Below are 17,120 nucleotides of genomic sequence, written 5' to 3' on the forward strand. Positions count from 1 at the left end.
ACGGAAACGGTCCAGAAACAGTCATAGTATATATGAACATGAGGATACTAGAATTATTTACAGTTTCAACGACCAAGGTAAACACCTCAGTCTTTCTAATCCGTATAGGGATATAACGGGTTCTGAAATCGCTTATTCAATAGAAGAAATTATGAAAGAGGATCCTGCGAACCTCACAGGCTACATTAGCAATAATGGCGTTTATCATTTTAAACACACAACACTAAACCGGCACGAACAATACCCTGTTAGTGATATTTTACAGTGATGGGACTTCTCTAATGGGAATAAACGCAAAAAGGCGGCCCGTCCAATTTGGATAGGTTGCCTTTACCGCGTTTTTATTGCACCTAATAGACCATCAATAAACGATCTCATGAGGGTTTTAGAAGTTTAATATGAAATTACCTTTTGAATCTGATCATTAATATTTACCTTACTTAATCCACCGTGGTAACAAACCACAGATTCTAAGTCGAGGTCTAAGTATTTCTTCAAAGAAAGTCGAGCCGCCTTTATATCCAGTGTGGTTGGGGCATGAATTCCCCCAATTATTCCGTTTACGCTGTACATCGAATCTCCGGCAATGAGTGTTTTACTTTGTTTCAAAAAGATACTGATATGGCCAGGAGTATGCCCTGGGGTATGGATGACATGAATCCCGCCGCAATACGGCAATTCTTGACCGTCTTTCAAGGTATCGTCCACTTTGCCTTTTGGAGGGTTATCTAGGTGCCCATCTTTCAAAAGAGGTAAATCCCCTTGAATATAAGGCTTATCCAGATCATGAGCATATACTTTAATATTATTACCACACTCCTGTAATATCTCAGGAAGACTGCCTATATGATCTATATCCTGATGCGTCAAAATCACAACTTTTAGTTTGTCGAACGACACCCCTACTTTACTCATTTCCACACGTAAATCTTCAATTTGACCAGGGAATCCAGTGTCTATTAAAACAGCCATTTCTTGATCCCATAAAAGAATTGGATGAATAATAGTTCCATGAAAATCAAGTTGGAGCATCTCTACTCCTTTAGAAAGTTCCATAACTTTAAGCTCCTTTGTATTAAATTATATTGATGCAGAAAAATGGGTTAAGTTACATAAAAAGGCCGAAATAATAAAGCTAATTTTGTACGTAAAATACTATATTGCATAGTATCACTAATCACTCATTACCACACCTGCAAGCTAATTGAATAACATAAAGCATGCTATATATATTCAACTTGCTTCACAAAAATTCCTGCTTTTGTGAAGTAATCCGGCCCGTTAGTCTGACTCCAACGACCACGGTGCATCACAGAATGTCGCGCCCAATACGGGTAGCACTTATGGGAGATTAATCCTACTCTGGTTATAAAAAAAATTGATAAAACTTTTAATTATTCTTAATCTATAATAATCTAACTTTGTTTTAAACCAACATTTCAATAAATCACTTTAGTTGTTACTTATTTTTATAATAATTATACTTAATAAGTATAGTTATTTAGAAGGGGTGATAGGATGAGTATGAACTTTATTATATTTGGAGCAAGCCATGGGCTAGGCGATGCATTTGTAAAAGGCTTACCCACTAAGGGAGATACAGTATGGGTGGTGTCACGCACACGACCAAGTAGTTTAGATATAAATGATGGCGTAAATCGTAAATGGCTTACAATTGATTTATCTAGTCAACAACAAATTCCTTCTTTAAAAGAAACATTAAAAGACATTCCTATTGATGTATTAATTTATAATGTCGGAGTATGGGAAAAGCGTGGTTTTGAAGATGACTATACGTTTGATAAGGATGAAGTTGAGGAAATTTCGAACATAATTAATATTAATTTAACTTCGACTATCACTTATATTCAGGCGCTTTTACCTAATTTAAGACAAGCGAAAAACGGAAAAATTATATTAATGGGTTCAACAGCAGGTTTAGATAATACGAATAATGCACAAGTTTCATTTGTCACATCTAAATTTGGCTTACGTGGTATTACAAATGCTTTACGCGACCATGTGAGAAAAGATAGGATCTCTGTAACGTGTATTAATCCAGGAGAGCTTGCTGCTGAAATACCTTATGAAGAAGGTGTAGAAAAGGCAATTATGATGTATCAAGGTACACGTATTCCTGTACAAGACATTGTAGCTATTGTCCATTGCGTTATTAATTTATCGCCTGTTTCATGTGTAAAGGAAATAAATATTCCAGCCATAACAGACTTAAATGCATGATTGTATAGCATATGAGTAGAGTCTTTCCATATATTGTTATTAATCATTCGGTACTACATACAGCTCCCATTTTGATCAATCTCTTTTCAAAATGGGAGCTATTTTATATACCTATAATCAACGTTTGCATTCACACGCTAGAAGATCTTATCACCAAAGACACGTTTGAACTGGAGGGTACGGGTCCGGTATTTAGGAAAGAGTTAGAGGAAGAAATTAACGAGATTAAGTTAGAAGTTCAATAAAACAAATAAAACGACATTTCCCTAATCGGATTGGTCGTTGTTTTTTAATCGATAGCTCACCAATTTTGAAAGATAAAGAAGGGGTGCTCTCTAAGCCAGCTTCACGGCACGGGGAGCACCTTTTCATTGCTTATACGGATTGGTGTATAAGACCGTAGTGAATGATGCTAGTTTATAAAGTAGTTCAGAATTACCTTATAAGGTGGCACTTAAATTAATACGGAAGGAGATTATAAAACAGAATAGTAGGCAGAGGAACTGGATTGATAAGGCCAGCATGATTCCAGTTAATACTCCCCAGCCAAAAGTTTCACTCATGGCGATTAGAGCACCGCCTATTCCAATGCTTAATCCAGGACCAAACGCATCAATAAATTGGATATTCGCGGAAACCGCACCTGCTTCCCCTGCTTTGGCATGCTGTAGGGCAATGGCTCCCGTTGTTGGATGTGCTAACCCTATGCCAAATCCAGTGAGTATTTGTGATAATACCGCGAATGCGATTCCATTACCTGGAAGTCCTATAATTATGATGACCAGCGCAACTCCGACAATCATCAAACCAACACCGATGATTACCCGTTGTTTTCGGCCATTTCCATGGTCTCTTTCATCAAACTTGGATTGCAACCAAGCTGCTGTTGACCAACTTATTGCTCCAGCAGCAACAATTAAACCCGCCACGTCCGCCGATAAGCCTTTAACCGTTGTTAGAGCTAGAACAACGTAACTTTCAACAGCAAAGAAGCACGCAACAAACAGACCTCTTGAAACAATGGTTGCTGGCAAGCCCTTTCTAACTAGAAAAGCGCCCTCTGGTAGTAGCTTCCGTAAAGGTTGAATCATCATCATGACCCCTACAGCTGAAATCATAATTCCCTTCCAATCGGGTACAAATCCTAAGCCGATTAACAATAGACCCGTTCCGAACGTCAATAAAACAGCGTAGATTTCTTTATAGTTTCCTTTTTCGGTAGAGAGCGCAGATGTATTTTCAGCTTGTAATTTACGAAACAATGGGAGTGTTAAGAAAACAGATAGAACAATGAAAGGCAGAACAAACCAGAACACAAACCTCCATGATAAAGATTCAGCTAAAAGTCCTGCGACGTAAGGACCAACCAATGCAGGAAGAACATAAGCACTTGAAAATGCTGCAAGAATTTTAGTTCTAAGTTCATCAGGATAACTTAATGTAATGCTGTAGTATACACAAGTTAAAAGGGCACCTGCTCCGAAACCTTGAAAAGCTCTTCCTACGATTAGCATGTGCATATTGATGGAAGTTGCTGCAATGACGATACCTACAACAAAAATTAGAATAGACACGACATATGATTTAAACACGCCATTCTTATCAATCTGCTGACCGATAACCATTGTGCCAATAATTTGAGATAAAAGAAATGCGCTAAAAATCCAGCCATATAAATGGATGCCATTTAAACTTTGTGCTAATTTCGGCGCAATCGTCGTAATCGCTAGTCCCTCGAATCCTACAGTTGCAACAGCCAAGATAATACCGATTGTCATTGTTTTATACTGGACATCAAAAATCCCTATTTTATCAATGTTTTTTTTCATCATCGCAACCTCCATATAATTGTTAAGTTTGTCATCATGGCAATTTAACCGGTACTTCCAAGTTAACGGTCCCAACAATAGTTGTCATGACAACTATATTACAGAATGAATTGCATACTAATAAAAACAATATCTGCTATAAATACTCTACATTACTATATATTTTAGCAAGTATCCTTCTAAATGTTTCAACTTCTTCATCAGTTATTCCATCAATGGTCTTCCTATACGCTTCAAGCGATGGAACAAGAATTTCATCTTTTATTTCTTGACCTTTAGAAGTTAGATATACGCGTAAGGATCTTCTATCCGTCTCATGGGTTACACGATAAATAAAACCTTTCTTCTCAAGCTTGAATAGCATTCGGGCAATATTCGTCTGGTCTTTAAACAGTCTTTCTGCAAGTTCTTTTTGAGTAATCCCTTCCTTCCCCCAAAGGATAACCAGTATCTCCCATTGATCCACTGTAATATCAAAGGGATTAAGCACCTTTTGATAATAATTAGTGAGTTTCAAATCTGCCCGGTGCACAATAACACCTATATATTTCTCTAATTCCAAGGTTACACCTCCATAATAATAGACATGATTATAGTTGCTATGACCACTATAATTCCAATCCCTTCTAACGTCAACCTATAAGAGCCTGTCATGTGGCGGGCTTTAATTTATTTTACAAATAATATGAAATGCAGTAAAGAACTTTTTTGTTATACAACTCCATTAACATGTTTGGTCCCATGCCAGCTGTGGAAGGTAAATTTATAGTTTCCAGTATTTCCGCTTGTATATCCTTAACAGTTTGTTCTGGATCGCCCCACAACTTTTCAGTTCCTGTTCCTGTTAGATCAATAAAGCATTCATCGACTGAATAAACATGTATAGCCTCTGCAGGCACATATTTGTGGAGGATGCGAGTGATGGCCATTGACACATCAAGAAAATGTGCCATTTTCGGCTCAAATAATCGAATTTCGGGATGGCTAGGAATTTCAAACAATCGATTACCCGTCTTGATTCGAAATCTCTTTTTCATGGGTGGACTGGCAGCCAAAACAACCGACCCACTTTGTTTAAAACTGCCCACAACCGCAATAGGAACTGCTTGGACATCTAAATTATGCAATGTAGCCATGCAGCTCGCGTAGAAGCTCATCATATCGATACAGGCGATTTGTCGGTTGCGGAATTTACTGTAGTCCATCATATAACTGCACGTTCTTTTGTAATTAAGGGAACAAGTGCTAAAACGTTATCAATCGTAAAAGTCCGCTTGGATTTACGTAGAAAACAGAAAGCACGAAATGATACCTCACCGACCTGTAGCACATTGATTCTTCGTTTGCTGATTGAACCGTCTGCAGCCATGTACATCATATCTAGGTGTTCGCTGTATTCCACTGACTTGACTAATTGACTACGCACACTTGCTCCCTCCTCCGCCTCCAGTATAGAGAATGAACGTTCGTATTACAACTAAAAATAAGTTGTTAATTTTGACCATAAAAAGGCCGCCAATAGACGACCTCCTGTTGTCATGTTATTTCAAGAACACGTTATTAATTTCGAACTCCATAATGTAGTTCAACAAATTGATTGAAGTTTCTTGTACCTTTTAAAGAAAGGTCTAATTGATAATCTCCCTCTTTAAATAATGGAATTCCTTTTCCTATTATAGTTGGGGCAACTGTTAAAATAATTTCATCAACTAATTTTTTCCCACAAAAGATTGTAACAATTCTCCTCCACCAACAAGCCAAATGTTTCTTCCTTCTTGATTTTTCAATTTATTTGTAAAACGAACTATATCATCATTAATAAATTTGACATCTTCAGTATCTTCAATTGAAGACCTTGTAAAACATCAAAAACATACTTCCCTACGAGCAAAATAGAGACTGAGGCAAATCAATTCATGATAGAACTTCTATTTAACCGAGGAACAGCGAGTACGATAACTGTCTATGAAGCTACAACTAGTTATGGTATCCCTGTAGAGTTAATCGAAAGTCTAAATGGTAAAAAAATTTAACTATAAAAAGAACATCCATTCCCCTTTAAGGAGGTGGTGATTAAAGTAACTCAGCTCCCCTACCCATTCCTATACATTATGCCGCCAAGCGATGGAAGGAACGGTTTGGTATGGAGCTACACAAATCAAATAAAGATCCTGAGCTATATTATTATCTCAATACAAAAGGCGAAAAACTATGGATGTACCGTCATAAATATAATGACAAGTCAGGAAAACGAAGAGAGAAAAAGAAGAGTTCATTTACAAACGAAAAGTCGGCTCTTCAAGCGCTTTTGGAAGTTAAGTCTGCTACATTACGTGGCGAATCAACACAAGTAGAATACGATCAAATGACCGTCGGAGAATGGTTAGGTATTTGGTTCGACATGAATCAAAAAAAGTGGAAGCAAACAACGAGTGTCCACAGAGAAGTTGCCATTCGACTCCATTTGAAACCCATGTTAGGTAAATATAAGTTACAGAAACTTGATAAATTAACTTATGAACGAGAATTCATAAATAAACTAGAAGTAAAATACAAAGACAGTTCCATTCGTCAATGGCATAATATTTTTAAAATCGCAATTAATGCTGCCGTAGAGAGTGAAATACTTATTCGTAACCGCTTCACGAAAGTTGCTATTGTTACAGATGAATTGGAAGTAAATAATAATTACTACTCGCCTAGTCAATTGGTGGCGTTCTTGGTTGACGCAAAAAAACAAGAATCCATTACAAATTACAGCTTCCTATTGACTGTCGCCTACACAGGCATACGAAAAGGTGAGGCATTGGGACTCCAATGGAAGAACATCGATTTTGAAAACAACACAATCACAATTGAACGAACGAGGGATGGTTTAGGGGTACGTACTCCTAAAACCAAAAATTCTTATCGGACAATTTCCATTGATGAGATGGTTTTAGATCAATTAGAGTCCTATAAAAAGTGGTGTAAAAAAACACTATTTGCTTATGGGGAGAAAATAGTTGACGAAACCTTTGTCTTTATCACAGATCACGGAGCAGCACCTCTCTCAAGTATTGCACGTTCTGTAAATAGAATCCTAACAAGAACATCACTACCCAAAATAACAGTTCATGGTTTACGGCACACGCACTGTACCATATTATTAAATCGTGGGCGCAACGTGAAAGTAATAGCTGAGCGATTAGGGAATACTGCTGCAATGGTTTATGATGTATACGGACATGTTCTAAAGGAATCTGAACAGGAGTCTGTAACCTTGTTTAGTCAGAGTCTAGAAGTAAGTGGGGCTGGTTTTGGGGCTAATTAGTAAATTGACTACTCAGAAACCGCTACCTCACAAGCTTTCTTGCATCTTGGTTTTATTTCGTGCTATAATGGGAGCATTGTGAATTTAGGAGGATTTTGAATGATAGCAGTCAGTAATGTAAGTCTTCAATTCGGCGACCGCAAGCTATTTGAAGATGTGAATATACAGTTTAATCCGGGCCATTGTTATGGTCTAATTGGTGCAAACGGTGCGGGAAAATCGACATTCCTTAAAATTTTGTCAGGTGAACTAGAACCACAATCTGGAAATGTAATTATGAACAAAGACGAACGTCTTGCTATTTTGAAACAGAACCATTTCGAATACGAGGAAAGTGTCGTACTTGATACAGTCATTATGGGCCACAAACGTTTATATGACATTATGATGGAGAAAAACGCCATCTATGCAAAAGAGGAATTCTCAGATGAGGACGGCATGCGCGCAGCTGAACTTGAAGGTGAATTTGGCGACTTGAACGGTTGGGAAGCTGAATCTGAAGCAGCAATCCTTTTACAAGGACTTGGTCTCGCAGATGAATATCACCAATTGAAGATGTCTGAACTAAACGGTTCTGATAAAGTGAAAGTGCTTCTTGCACAAGCTTTGTTTGGTAAGCCTGACGTTCTTCTTCTGGATGAGCCTACAAACTCACTTGATCTGAAAGCAATCCAATGGCTCGAAGAATTCCTTATGAACTTCGAAAACACGCTTATTGTTGTTTCCCATGACCGTCACTTCTTAAACAAAGTTTGTACGCAAATTGCGGATGTCGACTTTTCTAAAATCCAGATTTATCCGGGTAACTATGATTTCTGGTACGAGTCAAGCCAACTTGCACTAAGAATGTCACAAGACCAAAATAAGAAAAAAGAAGAAAAAATTAAAGAGCTTCAAGCATTCGTTGCCCGCTTTAGTGCCAATGCTTCGAAATCTAAACAAGCTACTTCACGTAAGAAAACGTTGGAAAAAATCGAATTGGATGATATTAAACCATCTTCAAGACGTTATCCTTTCGTCAACTTCCAAATGGGCCGTGAAATTGGAAATGATGTTCTAAGTATCCAAGAAGTTAACAAAACACAGGATGGCAGAGTAATGCTTAAAGATGCTTCATTTACAATTGACAAAGAAGACAAAGTCATTCTTCTTGGAGATCCTCTTGCAAAAACAGCGCTCCTTCAACTGCTTGCCGGAGAGTCTGAGCCTGATTCAGGAGCTATCAAATGGGGAGTTACGACAACACATGCATACCTTCCTATCGATAACAGTAAATACTTCCAAGGTTCGGAAAGTTCACTTGTTGAATGGTTACGTCAATATTCACCTGACGACCAAACCGAGACATTCCTACGCGGATTCCTTGGCCGTATGCTGTTTTCAGGTGATGAAGTGAACAAGAAACCATCCGTTTTATCCGGTGGGGAAAAAGTTCGCTGTATGCTTTCAAAAATGATGCTGACAAGTTCGAACGTTCTTCTTCTGGATGAACCGATGAACCACTTGGATCTTGAATCAATTCAAGCGCTTAACAACGGACTGATTGCATTCAAAGGTGCAATGATCTTCACATCACATGACCAACAATTCATCCAGACGGTTGCGAACAGAATCATTGAAATCCATGATGATGGTACAATCTTCGATAAATTGATGAACTATGATGAGTACCTAGAGTGGAAAGAACAACAAGAAAAACAAAATAAAAAGAAATAATTTTAAGCCGTTTCCCTTGATTGGGAAACGGCTCTTTTTATTGCTAAATGATGTTGGATTTCCGATTGCAATTCCTACACTTGCGTATGATATCCGTCGAAATGGGTATAACCAATAGAAAGGAGTGTTTTCATGAGGAAAATAAATCTTTTCATTTTTCTGTTAGTAGCGGTCCTTGTCTTTTCAGGGTGTTCGAAAAAACAACCGACTGCCCTTGATAATTCGGGGTCAACCAATGGCACAATTGGTGAAGGTATCGTCAAAGAAAGCGAAAGTGAGAGCGATGGTGAAATTTCTTTAACTGATCTTTTTCTACCGGATGGTTCAAAGGCGCATTATCTAGGTGAAGGAAATGAATTTGCAGAACTTGATGTTGAAGTCGCACGACCATTTGAAAATTATGTTGTCGTCCATGAGAATAATGGCGGCTCCCTGGTTCGCCATATTTATAAAATCGAACCTGACAAAATAAGCATCTTAGACGAACAGACTGTCGAATTAGTCAAAGACTTCCCCACCCTGGCAGAACTGGATGCAATGGATCCAACTGGTGTTTATCTTAAAAAACCCATAAAAAAAGGAACAACATTTGATACGTGGACGATTGTTGAAATAGATACAACTGTCGATACACCGTATAAGAAGTTTGATCATGCTTTCGTCATCGAAATGAAGACGGATGACTTCGTCAACCGTAAGTATTTCGTTGAAGGGTTTGGTGAAGTCAAACGGGAATCTATCATGCAGACGGATGACGGTGAATTCGTTGTTACCTCCACGTTGAAGACAGTCGACAAATAGCGATGTAAAGAAGCGTCCCTCGTTAGGACGCTTCTTTACATCGCAGAATAAATTCACATCTTCCAAAAGGTACCGAAACTAACGATTACCTTTTGGAAGATGCGAATCCGTATTTATTTCCAATGTTTTTTTAGCAGAAAGCATTGGGCATCCCGTCCTTCATTAAGATAACACCATGATACAGTTGGAGATCTTCATCACAGCCTTCACAGAAATTTATTTCGTCTTCAGACCAAAAGGCAAAAAAACAGTCTTTTTTCATAGCCTCACGTTTATGCTTTTCTCGTAATTCACTAGTCAATTTTTTAAAGTGTACCTCAGCAAGTACTCTATCATCGAATGAATGGCGTGAACGGATTGTTTCTTCCCACTCCTCAAACATCCACCATGGCTCATAATCTGCTTTCATATAAATCACTTCATACATTTTCTAAACCTCCTATGTAACTCTTAGTTGAATGTCCTTCATTTTAACAAACTCCCTCCTGATGTCCAATTAATTGCTTCCCTTTTGAATTCAAATGGTAGGTGTAGATTGCATTTATCGGGTATAATTGAACTACTGACATGAAACTTTATCCGTTTTGAAACGTATACAGTATAGGGTCAAAGGAGGTATGAATATATCATGAAAGAAGTTAAACATTTTTTTATAAGACATTTTATAACAGCTCCAATCAGTTTTGGATCCTGGCTCTTCTTTGTTATGGGTGCAGGTATGAATATTTTTGCGGCTACTGGCCTTTTGGTAGCAATCTACTTTGGCGGAACGTTTACCCTGAAGCAGATTCAACTTTCATCCAACTTAAAAAAACTCGGGATGTCCCGTTCTGAATACAGTCATATAAAAGGTCAGATTACTGGTGCGAAAATGAAAATCAAACGCCTGAATGGTCTTTATGGACAAGTCAGGTCAATCCAGGCATTTAGGCAACTTCATGAAATGAATAGCCTATCTAGAAGGATTCTTGGCCTCGTCCGATCAAACCCTAAAAAGTTTTACGACGTAGAGAAGTTTTTCTATGCCCATCTTGATTCCGCAGTCGAATTGACTTCGAAATATGCGTTGCTTGTCAACCAACCATTGAAAGATAAAGAACTTCGCATCGCATTACAAAATACGCGTGAAACGCTTGGGGATGTTAACAAGCAATTGGAGCAAGACCTACGAAGCGTTTTAGCGTCTGATATCGACCAGCTCCAAATGGAAATTGACTTTGTTGATGTATCCATGAATAATAAAAAGCCGCTTCTTGAAATGAAAGGAGATCCACATAATGACCGAAAATAATCCTATAAAAACAATTGATGATTTACTTGATAGTCCTTTTGATTTTCAAGAACCCCTTCTTCCTAAGGAAATGCAAACAGAAAAGAAAGAGGCTGAAACAAGCGTTAAACTGATTGACCGTCTAACTCCTGAAGAGAGGGAGAAGGCAAAAGTCCTTGCACAACAAATTCCTGTCGGCAACTATGAAGCAATTATAACGTACGGCGCAAATGCACAAAGCGAGCTTTCAAGGTTCTCCACTCAAATGCTCGATCATGTTCAAGGCAAAGATATTGGACCTGTTGGAGATGTATTGAAAGATTTGATGGGTAAACTTTCTGAAATAGACCCTGACGATTTATCAGACAAGAAGAAGTCAGGTCTAAGCAGATTGTTTAATAAAGCAACGCGATCTGTTCAAGAAATGATGACGAAATATCAGAAACTTAGTACTCAAATCGACAGGATTGGTGTTCAACTTGAGCATTCGAAACGTGGCCTTTTAGAGGATGTTAGAATGCTTGATAATTTGTATGATCAAAATAAAACCTATTTCCAAGCGTTAAATATCTACATAGCCGCGGCTGAATTAAAACAGGATGAACTCGCCAATGAAATCATCCCTGAAATGCGCAAAAAAGCTGAGCTATCGAATGATCAAATGGCATTCCAGGAAGTGAATGACATGGCACAATTCCTTGACAGGTTGGAAAAACGCCTTTACGATTTGCAGTTATCACGACAAATCACCATTCAGAGTGCACCTCAAATCAGGATGATTCAACAGACAAACCAAACACTTGCAGAAAAAATCCAGTCATCCATTATGACATCCATTCCCCTATGGAAAAATCAGATAGCAATTGCCTTAACGTTAAACCGACAAATGAAAGCTGTAGAGTCTCAAAAACTTGTTACGAAAACGACAAATGACTTGCTGTTGAAAAACTCGGAAATGCTGAAAATCAATTCAATTGAAACAGCTAAAGAGAATGAACGCGGCATCATCGAAATTGATACGCTGAAAAAGACGCAAGAAAACTTGATTCAAACTATTGAAGAGACACTTATTATCCAAGCAGATGGTCGTGCAAAACGTAAAGCTGCTGAAATAGAAATCGGACGAATGGAAGATGAGCTGAAACAGCGCCTTCTTGCTGTTCATGAAAAAACACAAAACCGTCCTCTCTAAGGGCGGTTTTGTGTTTTCACCTTGTATATTATCTAGGAGTTTACTCGCGGTTCACGTATTTCTTATTACAATCGCGAGTAATTTTCTAAGTATCCGCAATGTCTGATCTGTGAAACTATCGACCGAGTTGGATGATGCGGTTTTATTGCCAAACATCATTGAAAAAAGTGCTTTTTGGTCAACAGTCGGTTCTTCAGTTGAAAGGAATAGATGAATGATGGAAATACCTTTTTTTTCAGTTTCCATTACCGCTTCTGCTGTATCTAGGATACCGTTCCGATCATAACCAAATGCCGATGGCTCCCCGTCTGAGAAGACTAGCAAAAACTTGTGCTTCTCCTGCCTCATCGCAAGCTGATCGGCCATCCATCTAATCGCGAATCCGTCACGGTTGTCTTCATTAGCATCAAACGACAATATCGATAAACCGTTATCCTTATTGCGATCTGTAAACGTATGCATAAGCTCAAATACATTCGGTTGCACTTCTTTTGTAGCGTTATTTGCATCCTCATAATAGGACGAAATTTCATGAAATACACCAAGTTGACGGAGTACATCATGAAACAATAGTACAGCCTGTTTTGTTTCGTCTAATTTGTCGAGCATCGAAGCTGAACCATCAACTAGTAGACCGAATACCGCATCTAGATTAACAGATGGTGCACTCTTCCTATAAAATGGTTTCGGTCGTTCATCCACAACCATCGTCGTTAATTTCGTAGACAGTCGTCCCTTCATAAGGCGCTCACGTTTTGAATCCTGTTTCAAATCGATTCGTTTCTTCATCTCCTCGACGAAGGAACGAACATACGGCTTTTGCTCTTCTCGCCAAACGGTCAATAGTTGACGATTTTCAACCTCGTCTATGACTTCTATCCGTTGTTCCTCATACACGACGTTCACATGCTCTTTTCCAAACATCTTACCCGCTTTCATCTTTCGATCGCGTTTGTCTGTCTTATCACTGGTGTCATCCGTCCAACGATCGCTGTCATTCCCCTCTGAATCACCTGAGCCCGTCTCTTCGACCTCAGCATCTTCATGGCCTGGCGTTGCATCGTTGGCATCACTCTTCCCAGAGCGTCCGTGTTCAAGTTCAAATTCAAGGTGGACGCCTGATTCACTCTCGCTTTCACGATGCCAGGATCTAAACACTTCTTCGATTGTCTCTTTTGGACCTTCCTCGCCTTCTTCGGCGTCAGACATCCCTTTATGATAATGAAATACAGTATTTTCTTCTGTAATGGAATCCCCCGCTGAATAATACTGTTTGACAAGATCCTTGTCAATTGACCTTTCTACAATCCCTGTAATTCTATCCGCAATAAATGTATTGTCCTCTGTACTTTTTGAATCGTATGCGTGTTGCAGAACGGATTGAATGAGATCATAGTCGATGGAATGAGCATCCCAGTCGATGGACGTTTCTGCAAATAAGCCTTCATGGAGAGATATGAATAACTGATTCATCATTGCATCCGCAAGTTGATTTTTCTGCATATTCGAAGACTGTGCATTGCGGTGGAGGTAAACGTAGGCTTCCCTTCTAACTTCGAATGCACTTGCGGTTCCAGGTCTTTCCTTCGTAATTACATCAATTAAACGAAACTCTTCCAACATCAATAATAATTCAGATGTGAATTTCCGGAGTGGATATAAGCTAATTGACCGGCTAAATTTAATCCATGACTTAACACTAAAATGCTTCCAATAACCTGATGTTAACAAATAGATATCAGACAGACGGCCAGCGTGGATCACTTCGTCTGTTCGGTGACGCCAAAAAACACTCATCGAGATAATACCTTCTTGAGGCCGGAATTCAAGAAGCTTTCGTTCCGTTAATTCAATGAATGGTGCATCTGCTAATGCGCGCCCTAATCGTTCATACAATAAAAGCGTCTTGGCATCGACCGTTTCATCATTAAATTGAATGAATCGATTCATCTTCACCATAGCAATCGCCTCATTTCACCCAAGTATCGACTAATTCCATGACAAGTCTACGTTCAATTGTATCATCTAGCTTTTCAGCGATGGCATACTGGACTGCACGTTTCACAGGGATATGTTCTGCAAGTGCCATAGCGTCTAGCAGACTTCTCACGGATGCTGCCTCATCGGATAATAATCCGTTCATTACCTGTTTCTTCAAATCGATACTGATATGAAGGAATGTCTCAACAAGCTGTTTTGAGGCAAATGGATACGTATCCTTCATAACTAATTCTAATTGTTCTCCAGTCAGGTACGGGACTGTGAACGATACAAAACGGTTTTTCAATGCTTCATTCATTGGAGATGTTCCAACGTATCCTTCGTTTATGGCTGAAATGACCGTAAAGTCTTCATGCGCATAAATGACTTCACCTGTAAACGGATTTGTCAGCATACGACGATGGTCCAAAACACTATGAAGGATGGGTAACGTTTCAGGTCTGGCCATGTTGATTTCATCAATATATAAAATATGTCCTTTTTTCATAGCTTGTACTACGGGACCTTCTACAAATTCAATAATAGTCTCTCCGTCTTTGCTAATTATCGTTTTGAAACCAAGCAATGCTTCAGCATCCAAATCAACCGAACAGTTTATGCTTTGCATTGGCTGATTGAAATAATGTGAAATTGTTTGGGCTAACTTCGTTTTTCCAGAACCAGAAGGCCCTTTCAATAACACTGGTTTTTTCAATACAATACTGATAAGGACGTCATCCAATAAATAGGGACTTGGGGAAACGTAACCACCTTCTTGTATTAATCGTACTGCTGCGGTATCATGCGTTTTCGTTGAACGAAGCTGCTGTTCTTTTTCTACTAGCGAGTTCATAACCTTACCTCCTTATAAAAAAGCCCGCACACCAACAAGTGGGTAGCGGGCTTTAAGTTCACGTCTAGAAAACAGTAAAATCTTGTATTGTGAATAAATTCTAACATGGAGATTTCACGTCTAGACTCCGGGCGCAAAATGCCGGATCATAATTCAGCCCAGCTGGGAAGGATTGAACTGCATCCTTCCCGGGCAAAAAACGCCGCGTCGGCCGGTCCCCGTCATGTCTGTCGCGGGCCCCCTACAGGATGTAAGGTCACGCAGCCTATTGCCACAGGACGTGGCAATGGCTGCGTACCTTTATAACGGCGCACTGTGCCTTTGTTTATTCAAAATACGTTTTATAATAGCCTCCGACTTTACCGGAATTATCGAGAATGAAAATGAATTCATCTGTTTCGTTTTTCACTTCATACTCTTTACCTGGTGTCAGAACATTGTTCACTACATACTTTTCAGCGTCTGCATGCTTACAGACGACAGTACGGATTGCAGGTGCAGTCATCCAATCTTTGAATGTCATTGTTAATCACGCCTTTTCTATGGAGTGTATAAGGAAAAATCGACCCGCTAACAATAACGGGCCGATTACCTAACTATTTTTTGTCTAGATTTCGAGCGCTTTTCTTATTAAGAACCTAGAAGTAGATCTTCCGGATTTTCAATCAATTCTTTTACCATTTTCAAGAAGCCAACTGAATCTTTACCATCGATAACACGGTGGTCATAAGAAAGAGCAACATACATCATTGGACGGATTTCAACATTGTCACCAATAGCTACTGGGCGCTTTTGGATTGTATGCATGCCAAGGATTCCTACTTGAGCACCATTCATAATTGGTGTTGACATAAGTGATCCGAAAACACCACCGTTTGTAATTGTGAATGAACCGCCTGTCATATCTGCGATTGTCAATTTGTTGTCGCGTGCTTTTTTCGCAAGTTCTACGATAGTTCCTTCGATTTCTGCGAAGTTTTTACGATCAGCATCAACTACGTTTGGTACAACTAGTCCGCCATCTGTTGATATAGCGACCCCAATATCGTAGAAGTTTTTAAGAATGATTTCATCGCCATCGATTTCTGCGTTAACATAAGGATATTTCTTAAGTGCAGCAACAACTGCTTTCGTGAAGAATGACATAAATCCTAGACGAACATCGTTTTGCTCGAAGAATTGGTCTTTCTTACGTGAACGTAGTGCCATAACGTTTGTCATGTCGATTTCATTGAATGTTGTAAGCATTGCTGTTGATTGTTTAACTTCAAGAAGTCGTTTTGCAATTGTTTGGCGACGACGTGTCATTTTCTCGCGAGTTACACGTCCGTCCTCTACTACTGCTGCTGCTTTTGGTGCGGCAGCTGCTGGTTGTGCTTTAGGTGCAGTACCGTGTGCTTCAACATCTTGAACACGAACGCGTCCCATTGGGTCAACTGGTGATACCGCTGCAAGGTCGATGCCTTTTTCACGAGCTAGTTTACGTGCTGCTGGGCTTGCGATTGTACGGTCTGATCCGCTTGCATCTTCAGTAACTGCTGGAGCAACTGGTGCTGCTTCCACTTTTTGAACTGCTTCCACTGCTGGTGCAGATGGAGCTGCAGCAGGCGCGCCTGAACCAGAACCAACGATTGCGATAACTTGGCCGACTTGGACTGTATCGCCTTCTGCTGCCAGATGTTCTTGAACAATTCCTGCTTCTTCTGAAATGATTTCAACGTTTACTTTGTCTGTTTCAAGTTCAACGATGAATTCACCTTTCTCAACGCTTTCACCTGGTTGTTTCAACCACTGTGCAACCGTTCCTTCTGTAATCGATTCTGCAAGTTCTGGTACTATGATCTCTGCCACAATAAATTCCTCCTCGAGTCTACCGTTAGTACGGTGTTAACAATCAATATTTCATATGTTGATTAAATTAAACT

At 39.3% G+C, this 17,120-nt stretch carries 16 protein-coding genes and 1 pseudogene; 6 read left to right on the plus strand and 11 right to left on the minus strand.

Annotated features, from left to right (window positions below):
- Nucleotides 1-393 precede the first annotated feature (393 nt).
- Nucleotides 394-1,056, minus strand: a complete 663-nt coding sequence (locus ACP8HG_RS06975; RefSeq protein WP_187044907.1) for an MBL fold metallo-hydrolase — start codon at nt 1,054-1,056, stop codon at nt 394-396.
- A gap of 462 nt (nt 1,057-1,518) precedes the next feature.
- On the opposite strand from ACP8HG_RS06975, the gene ACP8HG_RS06980 reads away from it, so the two are divergent.
- Nucleotides 1,519-2,241: an SDR family NAD(P)-dependent oxidoreductase gene (locus tag ACP8HG_RS06980; protein WP_438298411.1), complete on the plus strand. Its 723-nt coding sequence runs from the start codon at nt 1,519-1,521 to the stop codon at nt 2,239-2,241.
- 440 nt (nt 2,242-2,681) lie between these two features.
- On the opposite strand, the gene ACP8HG_RS06985 is transcribed toward ACP8HG_RS06980, so the two are convergent.
- The 5 genes and pseudogenes from ACP8HG_RS06985 to ACP8HG_RS07005 form a co-directional block, all read right to left on the minus strand.
- Nucleotides 2,682-4,070, minus strand: a complete 1,389-nt coding sequence (locus tag ACP8HG_RS06985) for an MFS transporter (RefSeq protein ID WP_438298412.1) — start codon at nt 4,068-4,070, stop codon at nt 2,682-2,684.
- A 136-nt stretch (nt 4,071-4,206) separates the two neighbouring features.
- Nucleotides 4,207-4,632 carry a MarR family winged helix-turn-helix transcriptional regulator gene (locus tag ACP8HG_RS06990; RefSeq protein ID WP_342538303.1) on the minus strand — a complete coding sequence of 142 codons (426 nt, stop codon included), beginning with the start codon at nt 4,630-4,632 and terminating at the stop codon, nt 4,207-4,209.
- A 160-nt stretch (nt 4,633-4,792) separates the two neighbouring features.
- A pseudogene (locus ACP8HG_RS06995) lies at nt 4,793-5,275 on the minus strand (UV damage repair protein UvrX); the annotation flags it as partial.
- Entirely contained in the window at nt 5,275-5,496 is a 222-nt protein-coding gene (locus tag ACP8HG_RS07000; RefSeq protein ID WP_342538304.1) for a transcriptional regulator, read from the minus strand. The pseudogene ACP8HG_RS06995 and the gene ACP8HG_RS07000, both read right to left, overlap by 1 nt.
- Nucleotides 5,497-5,630: 134 nt before the next feature.
- Nucleotides 5,631-5,831, minus strand: a complete 201-nt coding sequence (locus ACP8HG_RS07005; RefSeq protein ID WP_438298413.1) for a dihydrofolate reductase family protein — start codon at nt 5,829-5,831, stop codon at nt 5,631-5,633.
- A gap of 382 nt (nt 5,832-6,213) precedes the next feature.
- On the opposite strand from ACP8HG_RS07005, the gene ACP8HG_RS07010 reads away from it, so the two are divergent.
- The 3 genes from ACP8HG_RS07010 to ACP8HG_RS07020 all read left to right on the plus strand — a co-directional run bounded on the left by ACP8HG_RS07010 (nt 6,214) and on the right by ACP8HG_RS07020 (nt 9,900).
- Nucleotides 6,214-7,383: a tyrosine-type recombinase/integrase gene (locus tag ACP8HG_RS07010; protein WP_438298414.1), complete on the plus strand. Its 1,170-nt coding sequence runs from the start codon at nt 6,214-6,216 to the stop codon at nt 7,381-7,383.
- Nucleotides 7,384-7,482: 99 nt separating this feature from the next.
- Nucleotides 7,483-9,099 (plus strand): ABC-F family ATP-binding cassette domain-containing protein, encoded by a 1,617-nt coding sequence (locus tag ACP8HG_RS07015; RefSeq protein WP_187044951.1) that lies wholly within the window; start codon nt 7,483-7,485, stop codon nt 9,097-9,099.
- A 132-nt stretch (nt 9,100-9,231) separates the two neighbouring features.
- Nucleotides 9,232-9,900 carry a hypothetical protein gene (locus ACP8HG_RS07020; RefSeq protein WP_338656517.1) on the plus strand — a complete coding sequence of 223 codons (669 nt, stop codon included), beginning with the start codon at nt 9,232-9,234 and terminating at the stop codon, nt 9,898-9,900.
- 130 nt (nt 9,901-10,030) lie between these two features.
- Here ACP8HG_RS07020 and ACP8HG_RS07025 read toward each other — a convergent pair whose 3' ends face one another.
- Complete coding sequence (locus ACP8HG_RS07025) at nt 10,031-10,327, minus strand: DUF1033 family protein (RefSeq protein WP_067209719.1); 297 nt, start codon at nt 10,325-10,327, stop codon at nt 10,031-10,033.
- Nucleotides 10,328-10,528: 201 nt separating this feature from the next.
- Between ACP8HG_RS07025 and ACP8HG_RS07030 the strand changes: the two genes are divergently transcribed.
- Together ACP8HG_RS07030 and ACP8HG_RS07035 are read left to right on the plus strand one after the other, a co-directional pair.
- Nucleotides 10,529-11,191 (plus strand): 5-bromo-4-chloroindolyl phosphate hydrolysis family protein, encoded by a 663-nt coding sequence (locus ACP8HG_RS07030; protein ID WP_438298415.1) that lies wholly within the window; start codon nt 10,529-10,531, stop codon nt 11,189-11,191.
- A complete protein-coding gene (locus ACP8HG_RS07035) occupies nt 11,178-12,362 on the plus strand; it encodes a toxic anion resistance protein (RefSeq protein ID WP_187044954.1) in 1,185 nt (394 codons plus the stop codon). The genes ACP8HG_RS07030 and ACP8HG_RS07035 overlap by 14 nt, the downstream gene beginning before the upstream one ends.
- Nucleotides 12,363-12,413: 51 nt before the next feature.
- Here ACP8HG_RS07035 and ACP8HG_RS07040 read toward each other — a convergent pair whose 3' ends face one another.
- From ACP8HG_RS07040 to odhB, 4 genes are all read right to left on the minus strand, one after another.
- Entirely contained in the window at nt 12,414-14,321 is a 1,908-nt protein-coding gene (locus tag ACP8HG_RS07040; protein WP_399632532.1) for a hypothetical protein, read from the minus strand.
- 10 nt (nt 14,322-14,331) lie between these two features.
- Entirely contained in the window at nt 14,332-15,195 is an 864-nt protein-coding gene (locus ACP8HG_RS07045; RefSeq protein WP_342538392.1) for an ATP-binding protein, read from the minus strand.
- A 325-nt stretch (nt 15,196-15,520) separates the two neighbouring features.
- Nucleotides 15,521-15,718, minus strand: coding sequence for a DUF6501 family protein (locus tag ACP8HG_RS07050; protein WP_186670502.1), 198 nt, complete (start codon nt 15,716-15,718; stop codon nt 15,521-15,523).
- A gap of 107 nt (nt 15,719-15,825) precedes the next feature.
- A complete protein-coding gene (gene odhB, locus ACP8HG_RS07055) occupies nt 15,826-17,046 on the minus strand; it encodes a 2-oxoglutarate dehydrogenase complex dihydrolipoyllysine-residue succinyltransferase (RefSeq protein ID WP_067209736.1) in 1,221 nt (406 codons plus the stop codon).
- Between the last annotated feature and the right edge of the window lie 74 nt (nt 17,047-17,120).

Origin of the sequence: Sporosarcina sp. FA15, assembly GCF_051550195.1 — a bacterium.
Taxonomy (GTDB): domain Bacteria; phylum Bacillota; class Bacilli; order Bacillales_A; family Planococcaceae; genus Sporosarcina; species Sporosarcina psychrophila.

What these genes read in the sequence shown, in the direction of transcription:
- ACP8HG_RS06975 (WP_187044907.1), bottom strand. Translation starts at nt 1,056, where the DNA reads ATGGAACTTTCTAAAGGAGTAGAGATGCTCCAACTTGATTTTCATGGA.
- ACP8HG_RS06980 (WP_438298411.1), top strand. Translation starts at nt 1,519, where the DNA reads ATGAGTATGAACTTTATTATATTTGGAGCAAGCCATGGGCTAGGCGAT.
- ACP8HG_RS06985 (WP_438298412.1), bottom strand. Translation starts at nt 4,070, where the DNA reads ATGAAAAAAAACATTGATAAAATAGGGATTTTTGATGTCCAGTATAAA.
- ACP8HG_RS07010 (WP_438298414.1), top strand. Translation starts at nt 6,214, where the DNA reads ATGGAGCTACACAAATCAAATAAAGATCCTGAGCTATATTATTATCTC.
- ACP8HG_RS07015 (WP_187044951.1), top strand. Translation starts at nt 7,483, where the DNA reads ATGATAGCAGTCAGTAATGTAAGTCTTCAATTCGGCGACCGCAAGCTA.
- ACP8HG_RS07020 (WP_338656517.1), top strand. Translation starts at nt 9,232, where the DNA reads ATGAGGAAAATAAATCTTTTCATTTTTCTGTTAGTAGCGGTCCTTGTC.
- ACP8HG_RS07025 (WP_067209719.1), bottom strand. Translation starts at nt 10,327, where the DNA reads ATGTATGAAGTGATTTATATGAAAGCAGATTATGAGCCATGGTGGATG.
- ACP8HG_RS07030 (WP_438298415.1), top strand. Translation starts at nt 10,529, where the DNA reads ATGAAAGAAGTTAAACATTTTTTTATAAGACATTTTATAACAGCTCCA.
- ACP8HG_RS07035 (WP_187044954.1), top strand. Translation starts at nt 11,178, where the DNA reads ATGACCGAAAATAATCCTATAAAAACAATTGATGATTTACTTGATAGT.
- ACP8HG_RS07040 (WP_399632532.1), bottom strand. Translation starts at nt 14,321, where the DNA reads ATGGTGAAGATGAATCGATTCATTCAATTTAATGATGAAACGGTCGAT.
- ACP8HG_RS07045 (WP_342538392.1), bottom strand. Translation starts at nt 15,195, where the DNA reads ATGAACTCGCTAGTAGAAAAAGAACAGCAGCTTCGTTCAACGAAAACG.
- ACP8HG_RS07050 (WP_186670502.1), bottom strand. Translation starts at nt 15,718, where the DNA reads ATGACATTCAAAGATTGGATGACTGCACCTGCAATCCGTACTGTCGTC.